The following is a 21,595-nucleotide window of genomic DNA, read 5'->3' on the forward strand; positions in this document are numbered from 1 at the left end:
GCAATTGACTCTTGCAGCACATCTGTGACACGAGCGCCGCAGGCCGAGCAAAGACGTCGCACGGAGCACATTCACCACGTACTCGAACGATTGAACTCCCACGCGGATCATAGCGGCACCTGTCGACAGCACCTTCTTCGGCCAACACCCCTTGATTGGCCAGGAGTTGGTCAACTTCCGCTTGGGGTCAGACAGCCTTCGAAGACGATCTGGAAGGACGTGCATCGCTGGAACTCGACCTCACCGCGCTTTGGGCGACGTGTTCGCGGTGTTGTCGGTCAAGGCAGGATTTCGACGTACCCATCGGTTCCGTGCACGCGGATCCGCTGTCCGTCCCGGATCAGCCGGGTGGCCTGCTCCACGCCCACGACGGCCGGCAAGCCGTACTCCCGGGCGATCACTGCGCCATGGGTCATCAGGCCGCCCACCTCTGTCACCAGGCCCGTGATTCCGACGAACAGGGGCGACCAGCTGGGGTCCGTGAAGGTCGTGACCAGGATGTCGCCCGCCTCGAGATCGGCTTCCGCCATGTCAAGGATGACGCGGGCCTTTCCCTCGATGGTCCCGGTGGAAACCGGTAGGCCGACCAGGGCTCCGGCCGGCACGTCGTCGCGCCGGTACGCCCCGGTGACGGCTTCGCCATCCGATGTGAGCACCCGGGGCGGTGTGAGCGCGTGGTACGACCGGAACTCGTCCTTGCGCTGCTGGATGAGCTGGTCGTCCACCTGGTTCGAGCGAACGACGTCGTGGAGTTCCTGGAACGTGAGGTAGTAGATGTCCTCCTTCTCAGAGAGGACGCCTGCCTGCACGAGGCGCTCGGCTTCCTCCAGCAGGGCCTGCTTGTAGACGAAGTAGCGACTGACGATCCCGTACTTGGGGTACTCCCGGTATCCGATGAAGGTCCGGACCCGGTCGATCATCCGCTTCGTCTCGTCGGCTTTCTGCTCCCCGTCCGGCAGGGCCCGCAAGCGCGACAGCACGTCCTGTTCCTTCTTCCGCGCTGCTTGGCGCCCTTGCTCGAAGCGCCGCTGGGCGGCGCCCGGTTCGAAGTTCCTGACGTTGTCGAGCATCGCGGGCACGAGCGTGGTGGGACGCTCGCGCCAGCGCGGCCTCGTGATGTCGATCTCGCCGACGCAGCGCATGCCGTACCGGTCGAGGTAGGCCTCGATGGCGTCGCGCGCTTCGGTCCCGCCCGCGAGCTTCGCCAGCTTGTCCAGGAAGCCCTCGTCCTCGACGCCCCGCAGGAACTCAACCACCTCCGGATGCGGGCGGATCACGTCCGCAACGTCGAGCAGCGCCAGTCCCATCTCCGACGTGACGTTGCCGGGCGCGGACAGCGTGAGCGTGTCAGCCGCATTCTTCTCGCCGAGCCACTCCTGCAGCTTGTCGTTGAGCCACCACGTGGCCTCCATCCCCGCCGTGATCGCCTGCAGGTTCAGCGGATCACTGAGGACTCGCTTGTGCTCCTCGAAGGCCTCCAGCAGGAAATCGAACAGCGCCGGTCCGGTCTTCGTTCGGATGTCGCTGCGCAGGGTGGCGATGGACGCCTGGCTGCGCTCGATCAGCTCCGTGACGATGGCCGGATCGGTCTCGATCGGGGCGGACGTACCCCTGGCCGGCGGCACGCCGGGACCCGCGTCCGGGAGCGACGGGACGAAATCGTCGCGGTCGAGGACGGTCTCCAGAGCGTCCCTGATCAGCGGATCGCCTCTCCCCATGACGTCCAGGAGCCCGGCGCGGCTCGCGGGCGAGGCCAGACGCCGGGTGACGTCGACGAACAGCCTCCCGCCGGCCCCGTGCATCGGCACCATGGCCGTCAGCTGCCACATGGAGAGTCCCAGGGGCTTCATGGGGTCGGTCATCATCTGCCCATGACCAACGGAGACATAGACGTGATTCTCCTGGTCGCCGTTCTCGGGGATGGGGAACAGCGTCGTGATCGGCCGGCTCTGAACGATCTGGAAGCCATCATCGACCAGGCACCATTCGATGTCCTGCGGGCGGCCGAAGTGCGCTTCGATCCGCCGCCCGAGTTGCACGAGCTGCACGGCCTGCGCATCCGTCAGCGCCGGCTGCTCCTGCCGCTGCGAGTCGATCGCCATTTCATGCATGCCGCCGGCCGGCAGGGCGTGAACGGCACGCTGTTTGGCGGCGATCGCTTTGGCGACGACTTCGCCGTGTCGCACCTTGAAGACGTCCGGGTTCACCAGGCCGGAGACCAGGGCCTCGCCGAGGCCGAAGCCGGCGTCCACGGTGGCGACCTTCCGGTTGCCCGTGACGGGGTCGGCCGTGAACAGGACGCCGGCCGCATGCGGGAAGACCATCTGCTGCACGACCACGGCCATGTGGACCGTACGGTGGTCGATGCCGTTCCGCTGGCGGTAGGTCACGGCCCGCTCTGTGAACAGCGAGGCCCAGCACCGGCTGACGTGCTGGAGGATCGCCGTCGGCCCCACGACGTTCAGGTACGTGTCCTGCTGGCCGGCGAAGGAGGCCGTCGGCAGGTCCTCTGCCGTCGCGCTGGATCGGACGGCGTAGGCGGCTTGCTCGCCGAGCTGGGCGAGCGCACGGGTGATCGTCGTCGCGAGATCGCCCGGGATGGCAATCCCTTCGATGGTCCGGCGAATCTGCGCGCTGAGCGTGCGGATCGCCTCCCGGTCGTCCGGGTTCAAGCGCGACATCTGGTCGAGCGGATCGTCGATCGACGGCGCTTCCGCCATGATCCGCCGGAAGGCGTCCGTCGTCACGCAAAAGCCACCCGGCACGCGGATGCCTTCGATCCCCGACAGCCCGCCCAGGTGCGCGCCCTTGCCGCCAACGACCGCGACCTGCGTCTCGTCAATCTCTTGAAGATCCAACACGTACGGTTCGATCATTGCGATACCTCCGAGGCAGCCGTGCTCCGTTGCACTGCGGTGGCCGATCGAATCACCGGCGCCTCCAACTCTGTCGAACCTCTTGTCGGGCACGTCCTCATCCCTGGTTGCCTCCCTCTGACGATTCGGCCGGCCGCTCCGCCCAGTCGGGCGGCGCGCACCCCCGCGCCTCCGCGCCGAGTTTCCGCAGGTCATGGCCTCGGCCGACGATTCTGCGCCGTGCCCCGGGTCTTGCCGCAAGCCCCCCAGTGCGCTATACGTTGAAAGTGGCAAGGAGAGAGCTCTCCTTGCCTTTGCCTTTTGCCGTCCAATGGAACTGACAAGCTTCTCGCGAAGCGGTGGCGCGCCGCGTACGGGTACGCGGCGTTGGCCCAAGCCCGAAACGGGGGCTCGATCCCCCTCGGACGCTCCCGAGGCGGGTTGACCAGCTAACGTCCTGCGCCAGTAGTTGATCGTTAGTTGTTGCGTGACTTCTTCTGCTACTGGTGCTGCGGTCCCTCGTCGGGGCCCGAAGCGCACTCTGGCCCGCTCGCGGATGTCGACCGCCCGATACCAGTGTCTGGACAAGCTCGTTCACCGGGAAAGGGGATGGAATCCGCGGGCCCGCTGTCACAGCCGCGAGTCCACCACCGGCGCTGATGCCGGCGACCATGATCCTTTGGGGGTCGATGCTGACCTCGTCGGCGTGCTGGGCGAGCCAGACGAGACCGGCGTAGCAGTCCTCGACCGGACCAAGGGGGTCTCCGGAGCCAGGCGACAGTCCACCGAGACGACCGCGGCATCGATCTCTTGTGTCCGGTCGAGGGCGAGCATGACGGGCTGGCCAGCAGTGAAGCCGAGCCGCCGAGTCCGCGGCCACCTCACCGAGCAGAGCCATCTTGGACGGCGTGGTCCGGTTGCCTGGCACGCGGACGACGACGGCCCAGCGATCGCACTGATCGGACGAGCATTGTGCTCATGACAGATCTTGTTTTCCGGTCGGCCCCTGTACCACCACCTCCTCCTCGGTCCCGTCGCCGAAGCGCACGACCACAACGGCACGGTCTCCGTCGTCCCTGACGCGTACCGTCACCGCTGCTCGCAGGGACTCGGCGGTGCACGGCCCGTCGGTGTCATCGCCTGTCAGGGCGACCAAGGTGACGAACAGCCCGCCGCCGTCGGCGAGTTCGGGCAGGGTCAGATACGGGGTTGCCGAGTGGCGGCCGTAGGCGTTCGCGTCCTGTGTCAGGGCAAGCGCACCGGGCGCGGCGTCCCAGCCGTACAGAGCGACGATCGCGCTGGTCAGGCCGTCCGCCCGGCGGGCCAGCGCGCAGCCGGGTCCTGAGGCGGTGGCAGGCGGTTCGTCGTCCGCCAGCGCCCATCCGCCTTCCCGTACGCCCATACCCGCACCGCCGCCCACACCCGCAGGTACTACAACTCGGTGGACGCGCACCTCCCAGGGGCCATGCACCACGCTCGTCGTCTCGATACGGCTGCCTTCGGCGGGGGCGTGCCAGGATGCGGCGCGCCGTCCGGCGGCGCCGAGCGGATGGATGCGGCCGCGCCGGGTGGCGGTGCCGTTCGCTTCGACGAGCGCGATGTGGTTGTCGACGCCCGCCGCCCACGCCGCGTCTCCCGCGTCCGGCGCGGCCGCCGTCGCGTACCCGAACTTCGCGTAGTGCGGGTTGTCCTCGACCTTGGCGGGCGGCGGCAACACCCGGTCGCTGCCGTGGTTGACCAGCCGTACGATCCCGTCGGCGGCCGTGGAGTGCAGCAGCCAGCCCGGCTCGGGCAGCGCCACGCACGCGTCGGCGGTGTCGACCGGTCCCGGCTCCTCGGCCGCGGTCCACACTGGATGGTCTTCGGGCAGGAGCAGGCCGAGGAACGCCTTGCTCGCCCAGTACGGCGACGCCGGCCCCGAGTACCGCTGCGTGACCGGCTCGAACGCCTCGTACCAGCCGAGCGTCAGCAACCCGCGCTCATCCGGTACGCCGCGCTCGGCGAAGTGGCGCAGCGCGCCCGAGGCGAGGCGGCGAGTGCGGCCGGGGGGCAACGGTGTGGCGTCGGCCAGGGCGCCGGCCCACAGGGGTGCGGCCGTGGCGAAGCGGTAGGTGAGGGAGCGGCCCTGGTGGACGGGTGCGCCGTCGGAGCCGAAGAAGTACTGGTAGGTGGCGAGGAATTCGCGCAGGCGGGCACGGTACGTCTCGACACGCGACGGGTCGGCGCGCGGCCCGGCGATGCGTGACCACAGCAGCGGGTACAGGTGCATCGCCCAGCCGTTGTAGTAGTCGAACTTCTGGCCGTCGCCGTCGCTGTACCAGCCTCCGCCCCGGTACCAGTCCTCGATCCGGTCGAGTCCGCCGTCGATCTCGGCGCGGGAGTGCGGGGCACCGACGGACGCGAGGAACTCCTCGGTGACGACCTGGAACAGGCGCCAGTTTGAGTCGTTCGCCTGCTTGCCGACGAATCCGCCGAGCCACTCGGCGACACGGGCGCACACGGCGCCGTCCAGCCTGTTCCAGATCCAGGGGCGGGTCTCGTGCAGGGCGATGGCGATGGACGCGGCCTCGACCATCGGCTGACCCCGGTCCTCGATGGGCGGCCACGCCTCGGCGCTGTACGGGTCGGTGCCGGCGGCAAGACCGGCCGCGTATCGCTCGATGAGCGTCGGGTCCACCTGCCCGCCCGCGCCCGCGATCCGGAAGGCGGCCAGCAGGAAGGAGCGGGCGTAGCCCTCGAGGCCGTCGGAGAGCGGACCGGAGTGGCTGGCTGGTCCGGGCAGCCGGTACTGGGCGAAGCCGGGCGTCGCATACGGGACGAGGGCGTCGAGGAGCCGGTCGGCGACGGCCTCCCAGTGCGCGCGGGTCCAGCCGGTGACGGGCGAGCGGAGGCGGTCGTCGGGCGGAAGGTCCGGCAGGTTGGGCATGGCGTGGCGCGGAAGGAACAGACGAGGTGCGGTCATGCGGTGGGAGATCCTCCGTCGGACGAGTCGGGCCCCGGCGGGGGCGGCTGGACGCTGTCGCGTACGACGATGTGGGTGCCGAGCAGATGGTGCGTGCCGGCGGCGTGCTCGGGATCGCGCAGGGCCAGCCGTACCGCGGACCGGCCGAGTTCCTCGGCGGGGGTGCGGACGGTGGTGAGGGGCGGGTCGAAGTCCTCGGCGAGCGGGATGTCGTTGTAGCCGACGACGGAGATGTCCTCGGGCACGCGCAGTCCCGCGTCGGCGGCGGCCCGCAGCACACCGGCGGCGACCATGTCGTCCCCGGCGAAGACGGCGGTGAAGTCCGGGGCACCGCCGCTCTCCTTCAGCAGCGCGGTCATGGCCCGCAGTCCGGCGGACCGGCCGAGGCCGCAGTCGACGACGTGGGCGGCCTCTGGCGGCAGCCCGTGCTCGGCGAGCGCCGCGCGATATCCGGCGACACGGGCGTCCAGCGCCGTGTTGCCGGGCAGCGCCCCGACGAACACGATGCGGCGGTGCCCGGCCGACAGCAGGTGCGAGGTGATGGCCCGCGCCCCCGCCTCGTTGTCGAACTCCACGACGAGGGCGGGGATGTCGGGCACGGGGGCCGGGCGGCCGCACAGCACCAAGCGCGCCCCGGACGCGTCGAGCGCCTGCGCGTAGTGCGCCACCCGCTCCCGGTACGCCTCGTCCTCGACGACGCCGCCGACGAGGACGACCAGCCTCGCGCCTTCCTCCCGCATGAGCTGCACGATCTCCAGCTCGCGCTGAGGGTCGCCGCCCGTGGCGGCCACCAGGCAGAGCCACCCGTGGGTGGCGGCTTCGGCCTCCACCCCCTCGGCGACCTGCGCGTAGAACGGGCTGGTCACCTGCCGTACGACCACGGCGACCATCTTGCGCCCGGCCCCGACCAGCGCCCGTGCGTGCGCGTTGGCCACATAGTCGAGCTCGCGGGCCGCCCGCAGCACACGGGCCCTGGTGGCCGCCGGGGTCTCGTAGTTGCCGCTCAGGACACGCGAGACCGTCGCGATGGACACCCCCGCCCGGTCCGCGACCTCCCGGATGGTCACTCGACGACCCTGACCGGCGGCCGCAGCCCCCGTGTTCTTCCCCATCCCCGTCCGCTCTCCTTCGTGCCGCCCCCGTCAGTGGTTTCCCGCTCGGCGGTTTCCCGCTCAGCGGTTTCCCGGTCGCTGATCAGTTGTTGGCGGCGTAGTCCTTGGCCAGTTCCTCGGCAATTCTGTCGCCGCCCCGGCTGCGCCATTTCTTGACCACCGCGTCCCACTCGGACATCGGGGTGCGGCCCGCGATGATGCCGGTGACGGTGTCGTCGAGGAGGGCACCGAGGGTGGCGCCCTGGGAGTTGCTGGTGGCGGACTGCAGGCCGTAGGAGGCGTTGCGCACGGCGTGCGGGACGACCTTCTGCTGCCAGGCGTGCAGGGCCCGTACGGGGTCCGGCATGCCCGGCACGAACAGCACCTGGGGGCCTTCGGCGAGGTACTTCAGCGGCAGGTTGGTGTTGTTCTCGACCTCGCCGAGCTTGGTGGCCTTCGGCGAGCCGTCCTTGTTGCGGGTGAAGTGGGTGCCCTCGACGCCGTAGTGGACGAGTTCCCACTCCTTGGTGCCGAAGGGCGCGGCGAGGTAGTCGAGGATGCGCAGCATCAGCTCGATGCGCTCCTTCTTCGCCTTCTTCAGGATGGTGTAGCCGAAGGAGCGGCGGGCGGCGACGACGCCGCCGGGGGTGCCGTCGACGCTGTACGGGAGGGCCGCGGCCGGGGTGAACTTGCCCTCGGAGTCGAGGTACTTGGGCAGGTAGGCGCCGAAGCCGTCCTGCATGGAGCCGACGGTGCCGTTGAGGAAGAGGGTGCTCAGGTCGATCTGGGAGATGGACGTGGAGTCCGGGTAGTAGGAGCCGGCCTTGCGCAACTCGGCCCGGAAGGCGATCGAAGCCTTGTAGCGCTCGTCGGCGCAGCCCGGCAGGAAGGTGCCGTCCTTGGTGACGGACCAGCCCTGGGGCGCGTTGTGGGCGGCGGAGTGGTAGCCGTTGCCGAACCCGGAACCCTGCGCGGCACCGAGGGCGTACGTCTTGCCGCTGGTGGCCTTCTTGGCGACGGCGGCGAAGTCGTCGGAGGTCCAGCCCTCCTTCATGCCCGCGCCGGTGAACATGGCCTGGTTGATCCAGAGCGTGGAGCCGGGCAGCGGGCGTTCCAGGGGGATGCCGTAGATACGCCCGCCGATGCGGCCCATGTCGCGCCAGGCGTGGGTGGGGATGTTGGCCAGGTTGGGGTAGTCGGCGATCGCCTCGCCGGACAGGAACGGGGTGAGGTCCTCGGCGCGCGTCTGGACGAACTGGGCCTCACGGGGCACCGTGAGCCCGGAGAACATGTTGATGATGTCGGGCAGGCTGTCGGCATCGCCCGCCATGACCGTGGCCATCTTCTTCTGGTAGTCGGCCTGGGAGATGATCGTGTAGTCGATCTTCACTCCGAGGGCCTTCTCGACGGCCGCCCAGAACTGGTTGGCGGAGGCCGGCTTGGGCGGCGTACCGAAGGACACCGTCATGACCTTGATCGTGGAGCCGTCGCCCGGGGTACGGGAGACGGACTGCGTCAGGTCGGCGGGGTAGGACGTGAATCCGGCCTGGACACCGGCCTCGGTGGGCGCCAGGTCGGGCTTGGGCGCCTTGGCCGCGGCCCGGTAGGCGGGCCAGGGCGCGAGCTTCTTGCCCGCGTTGGAGACGTCGCTGTCACCGGAGCTCGTGGAGCAGGCGGTCAGCACACCGGGGACGGCGACTGCGGCCATGGAACCGAGCAGGGTACGGCGGGACAGGCTTGGCATGGGTGAACCACCTCGTGTCGGCTTGGGTCAGCTCTTGATGGCGCCGGTGAGCACGCCCTTGGTGAAGTACTTCTGGAGGAAGGGGTAGACGAGCAGGATCGGCACGGTGGCGATCACGAGGACCGCCATCTGCACGGTCTGGGGGGCGGTGACGGTGCCCTCACCGGTGGTGGCGTCGGTGAGTCCGGAACCGGCCACCACGTAGGTGCGCAGCACCTGCTGGAGCGGCCAGTGGTCGTTCTCCATGTAGAGGGAGGCGTAGAACCAGGAGTTCCAGTACGACACCGCGTAGAAGAGTCCGACGACCGCCAACGCGGCCTTGGACAGCGGCAGTACGACGGAGAACAGCACCCGCCAGTCCCCCGCCCCGTCCAGGCGCGCGGCCTCGTACAGCTCCTCGGGGATGCCCTGGAAGAAGCCGCGGAGGACGACCAGGTTGAAGACGTTGACGAGGACGGGCAGGACGAGCGAGGCGTAACTGTCCAGCAGGCCCAGCTCCTTGACCAGCAGGAAGCTCGGGATCATGCCGGGCGGGAAGAGGAACGTGAACAGGACGAGCAGCAGCACCGGCTTGCCGCCGAAGACGCCGGGTCGGGACAGGGCGTAGGCGAGGGTGACCGTGCAGGCGAGGCTGAGCAGAGTGCCGATCACGGTCACTCCGGCACTGACACCGAGGGCGTGGGTGACGATGCCGCCGTCCAGGATGTCGCGGTACGCCCTGAGCGTGGGGTCGGTGGGCCACAGCACCCAGCCGCCGTTGGCGACGACCTCGTCGGTGGAGGCGAGGGATGTCGAGACGATGACGAGGAACGGCACGCAGACCAGGAGGACCACGGCGATGAGGGCCACCGCCTTCGCGCCCTGGGTGAGCGGCTTCGGCTTCTCCATCCAGCCCGGCCGGACGTGGGAACTCACCTGTAGACCCCCTGTTCGCCGAGGCGGTGGGCGACCTTGTTGGCCGCGTAGACGAGGAGGGCGCCGATGACGCCCTTGAACAGGCCCGCGGCCGCGGCGAATCCGTAGTCGCCGCCGACGATGCCCTGGTAGTACACGAAGGTGTCGATGATCTCCGCGGCCTCGGGCCCGACGGCGTCGCGCTGCAGCAGCATCTGCTCGAAGCCGACGGAGAGGATGTCGCCGAGCCGCATGATCAGCAGGAGGACGACGACGGGTCGGATCGCCGGCAGCGTGACGTGCCAGAAGCGCCGCCAGGGCCCCGCCCCGTCGATGGCGGCGGCCTCGTACTGCTGCTCGTCCACCTGGGAGAGCGCGGCGAGGAAGATGATCGTGCCCCAGCCGGCGTCCTTCCAGATCACCTGGGCGACGACGAGCGGCTTGAACGCGTCCGGGTTGCCGATGATGTCGACGGTGTGCAGCCCGGCGTCGCCGAGATAGCCGTTGATCAGGCCGGTGTCGCCGAGAACCTGCTGGAAGAGGGCGACGACGATCACCCACGAGATGAAGTGCGGAAGATACGCGACCGACTGCACGAACCGCCGGACGGTACTCCAGGTCAGGCTGTGCAGCAGCAGGGCGAGAGCGAGCGGCACGGGGAAGTAGAAGACGAGCTGGAGGACGGCGATCCAGAGCGTGTTGAGGACGGCCGACCAGAACTCCTCGTCACTGAACATGCGTTGGAAGTTGGCCAGGCCGGTCCACTGGCTGCCCCACACGCCGTCGAAGGGGACGTAGTCCTTGAAGGCGATGACGTTGCCGACGAGGGCGCCGTAGTGGAAGAGCAGGAAGTAGGCGAGCCCGGGAACCATGAGCAGGGCCAACGCCCAGCTCGACCCCTTGTTAAAACGTTTTCGTACGGGTCGAACGGGCTTCGCAGCACCCTTCGAGGGCTGCTCTGCTCGCTGATCTCTGTGTTCGTGCAACGCGACGTCCACCGGTCCCCCTCTTCGTGCGACTCGGAGCGAGAGGAAATTAAAACGTTTCCAATGCCGAGTCAATGTCCTGGACACGAATATGTGTTGGGGTGCGCGAGCAGTGAAGAGGTGGCGGGCGCCGGGGCGTTGGGCGGACTCGTGGGGTGAGCGGGGAGTCTTGCGGGCCACCCCGGGCAGGAAGCGGTCAGGGCCGGCCGCTGTACTGGGCCAAGGGAACCGCCGCACGTGGCGCGTCGCCGCCGCCTCGCGAGGGGCTTGCCCCTCCACAGCGGGCGACAAAAGACAAAGGCAAGGAGGTCACCCACTCCTTGCCACTCTCAAGGTATAGCGCACTAGGGGGCTTGCGGCAAGGCCCGGGTCGTGCCGCAGAATCGCTGGCCGAAGCCAAAAGCTGCAGAAACGGGGAGTCGCGAGTGCGTGTGTTGTTGTCGACGTATGGGTCCCGCGGGGATGTCGAACCACTGGTGGGACTCGCGGTGACGTTGCGGGGACTCGGCGCGGAGGTGCGGGTGTGCGCGCCGCCGGACGAGGAGTTCGCGGAGTTGCTGGCCGGTGTGGGTGTGCCGCTGGTACCCGTCGGCCGGTCGGCGCGCGCGCTGACGGCGGCGGCGCCACCGCCGTCAGCGGGGAACCTGCCCCAGCGCGCGGCCGAGTTGATCGCCGGCCAGTTCGAGGCGGTGACCGCGGCGGCCGAGGGATGTGACGCGCTGGTGGCGACCGGCGTGATGCCGGCTGCGGCCGGCGCGCGGTCGGTGGCCGAGAAACTGGGCATCCGCTCGGTGTCCGTGACCTTCCAGCAGCTCACCCTGCCGTCGCCGCACCACCCGCCACTGGCGTATCCGGGTCGGCCGTTCCCGCCGGAGGTGACCGACAACCGGGTGCTGTGGGACCTGGACGCCAAGAGCATCGACACGCTGTTCGGTGAAGCACTCAACACCAACCGGGCGTCGATCGGCCTGCCCCCGGTGGAGAACGTTCGCGACTACGTCATCGGCGACCAGCCGTGGTTGGCGACGGACCCGATCCTGGACCCGTGGCAGGAGACGCCGGGCCTCGACGTGGTGCAAACCGGCGCGTGGATCCTGCCGGACGAACGCCCGCTCCCGGCCGAGTTGGTGGCATTCCTGGACGCCGGCACACCACCGGTGTACGTGGGCTTCGGCAGCATGCCCATGCACACATCGACGGACGTCGCCCAGGTGGCCATCGAGGCGATCCGCGCACAGGGCCGCCGCGCTCTCGTCAGGCGCGGCTGGGCCGATCTGGCCCTGATCGACAACCGGGACGACTGCTTCGTCGTCGGCGAGATCAACCAGCAGGCGCTGTTCGGCCGGGTGGCCGCCGTCGTGCACCATGGCGGCGCTGGCACCACTACGACGGCCACCCGGGCCGGCGCGCCTCAGGTGGTGGTACCCCAGGCGACGGACCAGCCGTACTGGGCTGGCCGGGTGGCCGACCTGGGCATCGGCGCGGCACACACTGGTCCGACTCCGACCTTCGAGTCCCTGTCGGCCGTGCTCGGCACGGCTCTGGCCCCCGAGACCCGCGCACGGGCGACCGCCGTTGCCGGCGAGATCCGCAGCGACGGGGCGACGGTGGCCGCGAAGCTGCTGCTCGACGAGATCAGCCGAGAAAAGCCGCCTGTGTCCGCGTGAACCACGCGGGATCGTCGAGCCGGCACCCAGAACACGAGAACGTGCAAACCCTGGCGACCTGAACCGACAACGGCCCACGGGGTCCACGTCAGGCGGAGCGTTGCTCGTCCTGGCCGCCGGTTCGTCACGCCGGTTCAGATGCCTTGCCGCGCGAAATGGTCGTGTGTGACCAGAGATCGGAGCTTACCGTGAACCCCCTGACGACCAGGGCGTTTGACCTACCCGACCACCTCTCCCCCAAGGCCGACCCGACGCTGATCGCCGGCGATGAGCAGCATTTCGCGGCCATCGCGGAGTGCCTCGATCAGTCGATCGCCGATCTGTCCGACCGCCTCGACGCCGAACTCAAGGCGCCCGGCGGCACAGGCCGGCAGGCGATGGACCGGGACGTCGAGATCCACCGGCTGACCGCTCGCCTGCGCACACTGCGCCGCTTCGGTCTGGACCTGTGCCTCGGACACATGGTCGGCGCGGACGATCCTGAGCCCGTGTACGTCGGACGACTTGGCCTTACGGACAGCGCGGGTCGTCGGCTGCTGGTCGACTGGCGCTCCCCCGCGGCTGAGCCGTTCTTCGGAGCGACCCACGCCAACCCGATGGGTCTGGCGAGCCGCCGCAGGTATCGCTGGACCAACGGCCGGATCAGCGACTACTGGGACGAGGTGTTCACCTCGGACGGGATTGTCGGGCACGCCGCGCTCGACGACCAGTCCGCCTTCATCGCCAGCCTGGGCGGCAACCGGTCGGCACGGATGCGAGACGTGCTCGGCACCATCCAGGCCGACCAGGACGCCATCATCCGCGCGGGATCCCGCGGCGCTCTCGTCGTCGACGGCGGTCCGGGTACGGGGAAGACCGTCGTCGCTCTGCACCGCTCCGCCTACCTCCTCCACTCCGACCCCCGCCTCGGTCACCGTCGGGGCGGCGTGCTGTTCGTCGGTCCGCACCGGCCCTACCTGGCCTACGTCGCCGACGTCCTCCCCAGCCTCGGAGAGGAGGGCGTGCAGACCTGCACCCTTCGGGACCTCGTCGCCGAGGGAGCCGCGGCAGCGATCGAGGCCGACCCGGACGTGGCCCTCCTGAAGTCGTCCGCGAACATGGTGAAGGCGATCGAGACGGCCGTCAGATTCTACGAGGAGCCGCCCACCAAGGGGATGACGGTCACGACCCACTGGTCCGACATCCGGCTGAGCGCCGACGACTGGGCCGTGGCGTTCGAAGCGGCAGATCCCGGTACTCCGCACAACGAGGCGCGCGACCAGGTCTGGGAGGAGCTGCTCACCATCCTGGTGGACAAGCACGACGGCGACGTCTCGGCCGACCTGCTGCGCAAGTCGCTGCTGCAGAACAGGGAGCTGCTCACGACCTTCAACCGCGCGTGGCCACTGCTCGAAGCGGCTGACCTCGTCGGAGACCTGTGGTCGGTACCCGCCTACCTGCGGATGTGCGCTCCCTGGCTCAGCCGCGACGAGGTTCAAAGGCTCCAGCGCGGGGACGCCCAGGCCTGGACGGTGTCCGACCTGCCGCTCCTGGACGCGGCACGGCAGCGGCTCGGCGACCCGGAGACGGCCCGGCGGAAGCGCCGGCACGAGGCCGTCATCGCCGCCCAGCGCGAGCGCATGGCGCAGGTCGTCGACAACCTGATCGGGGCCGCAGCCGACTCCGGAGCCGACGGCGACGACGGCGAAGGCCTGGTGACGATGCTGCGCGGCGAGGACGCCCAGGTCAGCCTGGTCGACGAGTCCGAACTGCCCACCGTCGACCCGGACCTGCTCGCCGGCCCGTTCGCGCACATCGTCGTGGACGAGGCTCAGGAACTGACCGACGCGGAGTGGCAGATGTTGCTGCTCCGGTGCCCGTCCCGGAGCTTCACCATCGTCGGGGACCGCGCCCAGGCCAGGCACGGGTTCACGGAGTCGTGGCAGGAACGGCTGGAGCGGATCGGGCTCGACCGGATCAGCCTGGCCTCCCTGAGCATCAACTACCGGACACCGGAAGAGGTCATGGCGGAAGCCGAGCCGGTCATCCGAGCCGTGCTCCCGGACGCAAATGTGCCGACCTCCATCCGCAGCAGCGGCGTCCCCGTCGTACACGGATCTGTTTCGGATCTGGACTCGATCCTCGACACCTGGCTCGCTGCGCATGCCGAAGGCATCGCCTGCGTGATCGGCGATCCCACGTTCCGGGCGACGTCGTCCCGCGTCCGGTCGCTGACCCCGGAGCTTTCGAAGGGGCTGGAGTTCGACTTGGTGGTCCTCATCGCCCCGGAGGAGTTCGGCGAGGGCGTCGAGGGAGCGGTCGACCGCTATGTCGCGATGACCCGAGCGACCCAGCAACTCGTCATCCTGACGAGCTCCTGACGCAGAGACGAGTACCGGTCGCAGCGCGAAGGGGCTGTCCGTCTGGTTGGCGGGTCGGTCGCAACGATCTCGGCCAACCAACCAGACGGTTCAGCGACTCCTAGAACACGGACCTAGTCGACAGGAACGGTGGGGGTGGCGGTGGCTGCCTGGGCTGCCTTGTCCTCGCCGGGAGCGTCGGCCACCGTCTCGTCGATCGGAAGGGTGGTGGCCTGGTCGCCCGATTCCCCGCGCAGGGCGGCCACGGTGAGGACGCAGCAGGCGAGGGCCGCGACACCGCACACGATGTAGCCGATGGAGTACCCGTTCCCGAGAGCCTCCATGGCGATCGAGGAGGCACCGCCAGGGGGCGAGGTGGGCGGAACGGAGTTGACGGCGAGAGGTCCGCCTTCCCGCACGACTTCACCTGCCGCGGCCTTGACCTGAGCGCTGAGATCGGAGGAGGCGAGCTTGGCGGTGAACTCGTTGGCGGCGCGGCTCAGGGCGATCGCGCCGATGACGGCCGGGCCGAGCGTGAAGCCGAAGTCGCGCAGCAGACTGGTGGACGCGCTCGCCATACCGGCGTAGTGAACGGGCACGGTGTTGACGGCGGTCGCGGTGATCGAGGAGACGGTGAGCGCGAAGCCGATGCCGACGAGCCCGATCGGCACGATGAGCGAGGTCAGCGCGGTGTCGCTCACTGGCAGGGCGGCGGCCAGGAAGTCACCGGCGGCCATCAGCGCGAGGCCTCCGCCGAGCACCCACCGCGGGCTGACCTTCTCCAGGAGCCGGGAGATCACAGGCAGGAGCAGCAGCGTCCAGCAGTTGAGGAGGATGAAGGCGAACGAACCGCGCAGCGGACTCTGGTGCTGGATCGGGCCAAGCCGGATGCTCGTCGCGTACGCGGTGCCGAGGTAGCTGAACATGCCGACGACCGCGACGAACGAGGCTAGCGCGAAGGCGCGGTTGGTGAACAGGTCGAGGCGCAGCAGCGGGGATGCGGCGCGCCGCTCGGCGACGATGAACAGGCCGATGAAGACGGCGGCGACGACGTAGGCGATGACCACGGGGGTCGCGGTCCAGCCGTCCGTCGGACCCTGGATGACCGCGTACAGCAGGGCGAACATGCCGATGCCGACGGTGATCTGCCCGGCGAGGTCGAGGGAGCGACCCTCCGGCGCGCTGGAGTTCTGCGCCAGCAACTGGCTGAGCACCGTACTGATGACAGCCAGCCCGGTGACGACGATGAAAGCCCAGCGCCAGGAACCGTAGTTACCGGTGATGCCGCCGAGCACCGGGGCGACGAAACCACCGCTGGACAGGGCGGCGGCCCAGATGGTGATCGTCCGGGCACGGTCGCGCGGGGTGTGCGTACCGGCGGCGATCATGGCGAGGGAGGTCGGGAACAACGCGGCGGCACCGAGGCCCGCGATCACCTGACCCACCCAGAGCATGTGGATGCCGTTGCTGGCGGCGGCCGTGGCCTCACCGACGACGAGCAGAGCACCGCCTCCCACCAGCAGCCGCTTGCGCCCGAAGAGGTCACCGAGGACACCGAAGGTCAGCTCGAGGACGGTGACGGGCAGCAGGAACGCGTCCGATATCCAGGTGAGCTGGGAGCCGATGGGGTGCAGGTCCTCCTGGAAGAGGCCGTTCAGGGTGGCGGGCATGGCGAGGGCGATCTGGGCCAGGCAGACCGCGAAACAGCCGGCGATGAGGGTGCCGATGGGCAGGCCTCCTGCCGGTGCGCTCTCGGTGGACTCCGATGGCGATTGCGTACGCGTTTCGGTGGTTTCAGTGGACACGTGCACTCCCTTGTGCGGCTGAGCGGCTGAGCAGCGGGGATACGGGAGACGACGGCAAGGCGAGACGAGGCGTGGGGAAAGGGCCCGCAGGGCGGGGAGCCTCGGATGCGGCGTGCCGAGAACGCGACGAATGTAGGGCTGATTTTCGACTGCCGTCAATAGAATGCCCAATGTCGAGCGGCGAGGGCGGGCAGACGTGGGCGAAGAGAGCACAGTTCGCGATCAGGACGGGCCGCGATCAAGGGGGACCCAGCCGGGCGGCAACATGAGGTGATGCAACAAATGCAGCAAATTTGGAAAAGCAGCGGATGCGGCAAATAAGGGGCGACAGGGATGGTCACCTTGTGATCGAAGGAAGGACCGCAGGCGTCCCAGTGAGTGGATCAGGCCGGGTCGCCGAAGTCCGTGATCATGTCGAGGGTGCGTGCGGCCTCCCGGCCGGCCGGCCCCTCGTACCGCCGCGCCAGCTCCCGGAACAGCTCCTCGGCCCGGCCCGCCGGCCAGTCCTCCGGCAGATGCTCGGCGGGCAGGTGCGGGTCCTGCCGGACGAGTTCCAGCCAGTCGGTGTGCAGCAGCAACTGACGTACGACGGCATCGACGCCGTCCTCTCCCAGGTCCTCGGCACCCATGCTGGATGAGCGGCCACCGCCCTCAGCCTCCGCTCCCCAACGGGAGAGGAACACGTCGTACCCCTTGGCGATGGCCTCGATGTCGAACGCCGTCTCCAGGACCGACCCGGCATCGGTGGGCCCAGAGGCCATCGCGCCCTGGAAGACCTTCAGATACGAGTCGAGCCCGAGCCCCGCCACGACGGCGGACACGTCCACCGCACCGGGCGCCACCCACAGGCCGTTCTGCAGGGACCCGAACCCGCCCCACACCAGCCTCGACCGCAGATCATGCCGCTCACTGCGCCACGCCTCCGGCAGCGAGAACCCAACCAGCGTCCAGGTACCGTCCCAGTCCCGGTTGACCGCCCCGGTCTGCCAGATCCGGTCGTGCCCGTCCTGCAGTACGCGCGCGGCGCGAGGCGTCAGCCCGAAGTACGTCTTCCGCCCCCGCCGGTGCCGTTCGAGCAGCCCGCGCTTGACCATCCTGGTGAGCGTGGATCGCACGGCCTCCTCGGTGATCCCGGCCCGCGCGAAGACGTCGATCAGACTCCCGGCAGCCAGCGCGGCGTCCCGGCCGAGGACATGGATCCCGAAGAAGGAGAGCAGCAGCGACTGCGGCCGGGGGGTGGCACTCGTCTGATCGGGGCTGGTCACAGGGGTCATCCTAGACAGCGGGTGACGTTCCTCCTTCCGAACCTCAGCCGAGCGCCCTCCTGAGGCCGACGCCGTGGATGGCGACGGCGTACATCCCCGCGCCGTCCCTGACCTCGCTGGTGCGCGAGGCGGGTACGCTGCCGGCCGACAGCGTCCGCTGGATCGCCGCCGGCGTGGCGGAGGCCCTGCTCACCCTGCACGGGGCCGGGATCGTGCACCGCGACATCAAACCGTCCAGCATCCCGCTGCCGTTGGACGGTGTCCGCGTCATCGACTTCGGCATCTCGCACGCCCACGACGCCACCCGCACCAGCGTCACCCTGAGCACGATCGCCTTCACCTCGCCCGAGCAGGCGAGAGGCGAGAGGCGAGCCCGGCACACCCGCGTCCGACGGGTACGCAATGGGCGCCCCCCCTCTTTCACCTGGCCGCGGGCCGCCCACCGTACGCGGACGACGACGACACCCTGCGCTTGCTGGCCCGCGTCGCCCGCGCCGACGTGGACGTGTCGGGCCTGTCACCCGAACTCGACTCGCTGATACGCCCCTGCCTTGCCGCCGATCCGGATGCGCGGCCCGAACCGTCTTTCTTGCTCGATGAATTGGAGACCGAGTTGAGCGCCCGTCCGGGTGCGGTGGGCGGCGCGGGCCGGCTGCCGCCCGGCTGGGTGCGGCTGATCTTGCGCCGGTGCGGGCAACCCGCCGCAGGGTTCATGCCTTTCTGCGGGCGATCGCCTGTGTAGTAGCAACTGCGGCCGCCAAGAAGCCCGCGGCGACGGCGAGCAGGGCACTCGTGGGCGCCAGGGCGTCCGCCGGGTCCGACGTGTTCTGCAGGTGGGTGAGCATGATGTTGACCGGGGAAACGCCGTTGCCCAGCAGCACGGCCAAGAGGAGCACCAGGGCGAGGACGAGCGCGTAGCCCTGCTGCCGGAACACCAGCCGCGAGCAGATCAGTCCGATGGCCATGCCGGTGAAGGCGCAGGTGAGTTGGGCCTCTGTCCCGAGCGCCAGGTCCGCGATGCCGGGTGTGTGGGTTCCGAACATGAGCGGCAGCACCAGACCGGCAGCAATCAGCAGCAGGCACCACACTGCGGCCGTCCCGACCGTCGCGAGCAGGACGCGTAGATGGCTGCCGGCGCTGATGACGATGATCGAGCGGTGCGACTGGTCCTCAAGGCCGATCAGTGCCATGGTCAGCCAGACCGAGCACAGCAGCATGGCCCCGGCCACCGAGGCGTAGGTCGCGGTGAGCGGACCGGTGTCGCTGCTGGTCAGCACGGCCACCAGGCCAAGGAACAACAGCAGCGGAGCGAGGTAGCGCTGGGAGAACAGCAGCACCGTGAACATATAGCGGACCAGGGCGATCACAGGGCGGTCCTCCTCACATCAACCCGGAAACTGTGTTCGCGCACGGGCCCCTACCAGGCTCACTGCCGACCAACGGTGCTGCAGCGCCGTCAGCAGTACGGCGTCCGAGTGCTCCCGCTCGACTCGCAGGACGACCTCCCCGCCGCGCTTGGCGGTGTCCACCACACCCGGCAGCGCGGACCAGTTCACCTCGTCCGGCATGACGCTGATGGGCGGCACGGTCAGGACCAGCTCGACCATCGAGGTGCGTCTCCCGGCGTGCCGGCCGCCGAGCAAGGTGACCCTGCCGTCGCTGATGGTGTAGGCGCCGCTGGCGTGCGTCTGGGTGATCGCCTCGCGGTGGTCGGTGAAGACTACTGACCCGCCCTGTGCGGCCACTTCGTCGATGAACTCGGCGAGGACACCGTGGGCCGAAGCATCCAGACCTGACCAGGGTTCGTCGAGGACCAACAGGTCGGGCTGAACAAGCAGAGCCTGGGCGAGCGCCACCTTCTGCGCGTTGCCCTTCGAAAGCGTGCGCAACGACGCGTTCCGGCCGCCCACCAGGGACAGTCGCTCGAGCAGGTGATCGCCTCGGGCACGGGCGGTGGACGCCGACATGCCACGGATACGCCCCATGTGAGTGAGATAGGAGATCGCCGAGATGCGGTCGTGGACGGTGAAGCGGTCCGGTACGTAACCGATGTGCGGTGGTCGGCCCGACACGCTCCCGGAGGTGGGCTGCGACAGTCCGACGAGGATCCTCAGCAAGGTCGATTTCCCCGAACCATTGCTGCCCACCACCGCGAGGACGTCACCGGTCGAGATCTCCATGTCCACGTCGCTGAGGATCCACCGTCCTCCGCCGTAACGTTTACCGACCGCCTCACACCGTAACAACTCGACTCCTCACTGTGGCCCACGCGCTGGCCCTTCCAGCTTGGCAGACGGGCTTGGCAGTTAAGCTGACAGACAGCTGAGCCCCTGGTAGATGGGTTTTCGACCAAGAGAACCGTATCCACCAGAGGCTTCGCGTGCTTGTCTTCCCTACGTTGTTCGCCGGGAGGGGTGAGCCCCTCGACGGTCTTGGTCACCGGTCGGGCTCGTCATGCTCCCCACCCGTTTTCATCCGGGTTGGCCGGCTGCCCGCAACGGGCAGCCGGTGCCCACGCGCACGGAGAGTTCGGCGCGTAGGGTGGCGAGTTCGGCCCGACACACCGACCTGGTGGACGACCACGCCGGCCCGGCCGATGGGGACCCGGTCGGCGCGGTAAGTCGATGACACCCGATTGGGGCACGTGGACAGCGCAGAAGGCGCCGCCTGTCTGCGGGCGGGGCTTCTCAGACCATTTGGATCCAGGCTCTGGGGCGCGTGGCCATAGCCCGGGACCGTCTTGGCGGACGCCCTGGGCGTGAGCCCTCAGACGGCGATGCGCTACGCCGAGCGCACTGGAACGGACTACCTGGGCCACACCCTCGCTGCGCACCTACCGGGGATGGGTCGGGCTGTACGGCAGCAACCCGAACGTGGTCATCCGCCTCATCGAGGGGACCGACGGCCGTCAGCGCGTGCTCAGAACCTGGAGTGTGGAGGGGGAAGCCGAGACGCGCCCGGACGCCGCCGACCCGACGGCCTGAGCATTGGTGGCGACGACAGACGCGGCTCGATCCGGCGCCCAGAGGATGGGTGACCAAAGGGGCCTAGTGCGCGATGTTGTCGATCAGTTCGCGGGCGCCTTGGCGCAGGAGTGCGACGGCGACAGAGGTGCCGAGGGTTGCCGGATCGAGCGGGCCGGCCCATTCGTGGGCGTTGAGGACGGTCTTGCCGTCGGGGGTGAAGACGCAGGCCCGCAGGGAGAGGCCGCCGCCGCGTTCGGCCCGTGCGTATCCGGCGATCGGGCTGTTGCAGTGGCCCTGCAGGACGTGGAGGAACATGCGCTCGGCGGTGGCTTCGCGGTGAGTGGCGGGGTCGCCGAGGGCACTGACGGTGTCGATCACTGCGGTGTCGTCCTCGCGGCACTGCAGGGCCAGGATCCCCGCGCCGATCGGCGGCATCATCACGTCCGTGGGCAGCACCTGCGTGATCACGTCGGTGCGGCCGATCCGCTCCAGGCCGGACACCGCCAACAACAGTGCGTCCGCCTCGCCCTGCTGCAGCTTCTCCAGGCGCCGGTTGGCGTTGCCGCGGAACGGCACGCACTGAAGGTGCGGATGAGAGGCGGCAAGCTGCGCGATGCGCCGCACCGAGGAGGTACCGATCCGGGTGCCGGCGGGAAGCTCATCGAGGGTGAGCCCGCCCGGGTGGACCAGGGCGTCGCGGATGTCGTCGCGCTTGAGGAACGAGGCGAACGTCGTGCCGGCCGGAAGGGGGCGGTCGGCGGGGACGTCCTTGACGCAGTGCACCGCCAGGTCCGCCTCACCGGCCAGCAGCGCGGCATCCACTTCCTTGGTGAAGGCGCCTTTGCCTTCCACCTGGGACAGGTCGCCCATCCACTTGTCGCCGGTCGTCTTCACCGGGACGACCTCGGTACGCAGGCCCGGGTAGAGCGCGGCCAGCTCGGTGCGGACGCGTTCCACCTGGGCCAGGGCCATGGGCGAGTCGCGGGAGACGATGCGGATCAGCTCAGAGACGGACATGCCG

Annotated in this window: 15 protein-coding genes; 3 read left to right on the plus strand and 12 right to left on the minus strand. The window is 69.3% G+C overall.

The window, feature by feature from the left end; all coding sequences use genetic code 11:
• Positions 1-278: 278 nt before the first annotated feature.
• From rph to ACWD4J_RS22330, 7 genes are all read right to left on the minus strand, one after another.
• Positions 279-2,876: a rifamycin-inactivating phosphotransferase gene (rph, locus tag ACWD4J_RS22300; protein ID WP_451397152.1), complete on the minus strand. Its 2,598-nt coding sequence runs from the start codon at positions 2,874-2,876 to the stop codon at positions 279-281.
• Between the two features lie 253 nt (positions 2,877-3,129).
• Positions 3,130-3,753, minus strand: coding sequence for an alpha/beta hydrolase fold domain-containing protein (locus tag ACWD4J_RS22305; protein ID WP_451397153.1), 624 nt, complete (start codon positions 3,751-3,753; stop codon positions 3,130-3,132).
• A gap of 78 nt (positions 3,754-3,831) precedes the next feature.
• Complete coding sequence (locus ACWD4J_RS22310) at positions 3,832-5,817, minus strand: DUF2264 domain-containing protein (RefSeq protein WP_451397154.1); 1,986 nt, start codon at positions 5,815-5,817, stop codon at positions 3,832-3,834.
• Positions 5,814-6,929: a LacI family DNA-binding transcriptional regulator gene (locus tag ACWD4J_RS22315; protein WP_451397155.1), complete on the minus strand. Its 1,116-nt coding sequence runs from the start codon at positions 6,927-6,929 to the stop codon at positions 5,814-5,816. The genes ACWD4J_RS22310 and ACWD4J_RS22315 overlap by 4 nt, the downstream gene beginning before the upstream one ends.
• Positions 6,930-7,011: 82 nt before the next feature.
• Positions 7,012-8,652, minus strand: a complete 1,641-nt coding sequence (locus ACWD4J_RS22320; RefSeq protein WP_451397156.1) for an extracellular solute-binding protein — start codon at positions 8,650-8,652, stop codon at positions 7,012-7,014.
• A 27-nt stretch (positions 8,653-8,679) separates the two neighbouring features.
• Positions 8,680-9,567 (minus strand): carbohydrate ABC transporter permease, encoded by an 888-nt coding sequence (locus ACWD4J_RS22325; RefSeq protein ID WP_451397157.1) that lies wholly within the window; start codon positions 9,565-9,567, stop codon positions 8,680-8,682.
• Positions 9,564-10,418: an ABC transporter permease gene (locus tag ACWD4J_RS22330; RefSeq protein ID WP_451397231.1), complete on the minus strand. Its 855-nt coding sequence runs from the start codon at positions 10,416-10,418 to the stop codon at positions 9,564-9,566. Before ACWD4J_RS22330 ends, ACWD4J_RS22325 begins: the two co-directional genes overlap by 4 nt.
• A 545-nt stretch (positions 10,419-10,963) precedes the next feature.
• Here ACWD4J_RS22330 and ACWD4J_RS22335 point away from each other — a divergent pair.
• Together ACWD4J_RS22335 and helR are read left to right on the plus strand one after the other, a co-directional pair.
• Complete coding sequence (locus ACWD4J_RS22335) at positions 10,964-12,199, plus strand: glycosyltransferase (RefSeq protein WP_451397232.1); 1,236 nt, start codon at positions 10,964-10,966, stop codon at positions 12,197-12,199.
• 188 nt (positions 12,200-12,387) lie between these two features.
• Positions 12,388-14,559, plus strand: coding sequence for an RNA polymerase recycling motor ATPase HelR (helR, locus tag ACWD4J_RS22340; RefSeq protein WP_451397158.1), 2,172 nt, complete (start codon positions 12,388-12,390; stop codon positions 14,557-14,559).
• A 113-nt stretch (positions 14,560-14,672) separates the two neighbouring features.
• Here helR and ACWD4J_RS22345 read toward each other — a convergent pair whose 3' ends face one another.
• The gene (locus ACWD4J_RS22345; protein WP_451397159.1) at positions 14,673-16,343 is read right to left on the minus strand and encodes an MFS transporter; all 1,671 of its coding nucleotides are present in this window, start codon (positions 16,341-16,343) and stop codon (positions 14,673-14,675) included.
• Between the two features lie 383 nt (positions 16,344-16,726).
• Positions 16,727-17,617: a PaaX family transcriptional regulator gene (locus tag ACWD4J_RS22350; protein ID WP_451397160.1), complete on the minus strand. Its 891-nt coding sequence runs from the start codon at positions 17,615-17,617 to the stop codon at positions 16,727-16,729.
• 68 nt (positions 17,618-17,685) lie between these two features.
• Between ACWD4J_RS22350 and ACWD4J_RS22355 the strand changes: the two genes are divergently transcribed.
• A complete protein-coding gene (locus ACWD4J_RS22355) occupies positions 17,686-18,147 on the plus strand; it encodes a protein kinase domain-containing protein (protein ID WP_451397161.1) in 462 nt (153 codons plus the stop codon).
• A gap of 171 nt (positions 18,148-18,318) precedes the next feature.
• Here ACWD4J_RS22355 and ACWD4J_RS22360 read toward each other — a convergent pair whose 3' ends face one another.
• From ACWD4J_RS22360 to hemC, 3 genes are all read right to left on the minus strand, one after another.
• Positions 18,319-18,975 carry a hypothetical protein gene (locus ACWD4J_RS22360; RefSeq protein WP_451397162.1) on the minus strand — a complete coding sequence of 219 codons (657 nt, stop codon included), beginning with the start codon at positions 18,973-18,975 and terminating at the stop codon, positions 18,319-18,321.
• 18 nt (positions 18,976-18,993) lie between these two features.
• Positions 18,994-19,788 (minus strand): ATP-binding cassette domain-containing protein, encoded by a 795-nt coding sequence (locus tag ACWD4J_RS22365; RefSeq protein WP_451397233.1) that lies wholly within the window; start codon positions 19,786-19,788, stop codon positions 18,994-18,996.
• An 867-nt stretch (positions 19,789-20,655) separates the two neighbouring features.
• On the minus strand, positions 20,656-21,591 hold the full coding sequence (hemC, locus tag ACWD4J_RS22370; protein ID WP_451397163.1) for a hydroxymethylbilane synthase: 936 nt from the start codon (positions 21,589-21,591) through the stop codon (positions 20,656-20,658).
• Between the last annotated feature and the right edge of the window lie 4 nt (positions 21,592-21,595).

Source organism: Streptomyces sp. NPDC002577 (assembly GCF_053594815.1).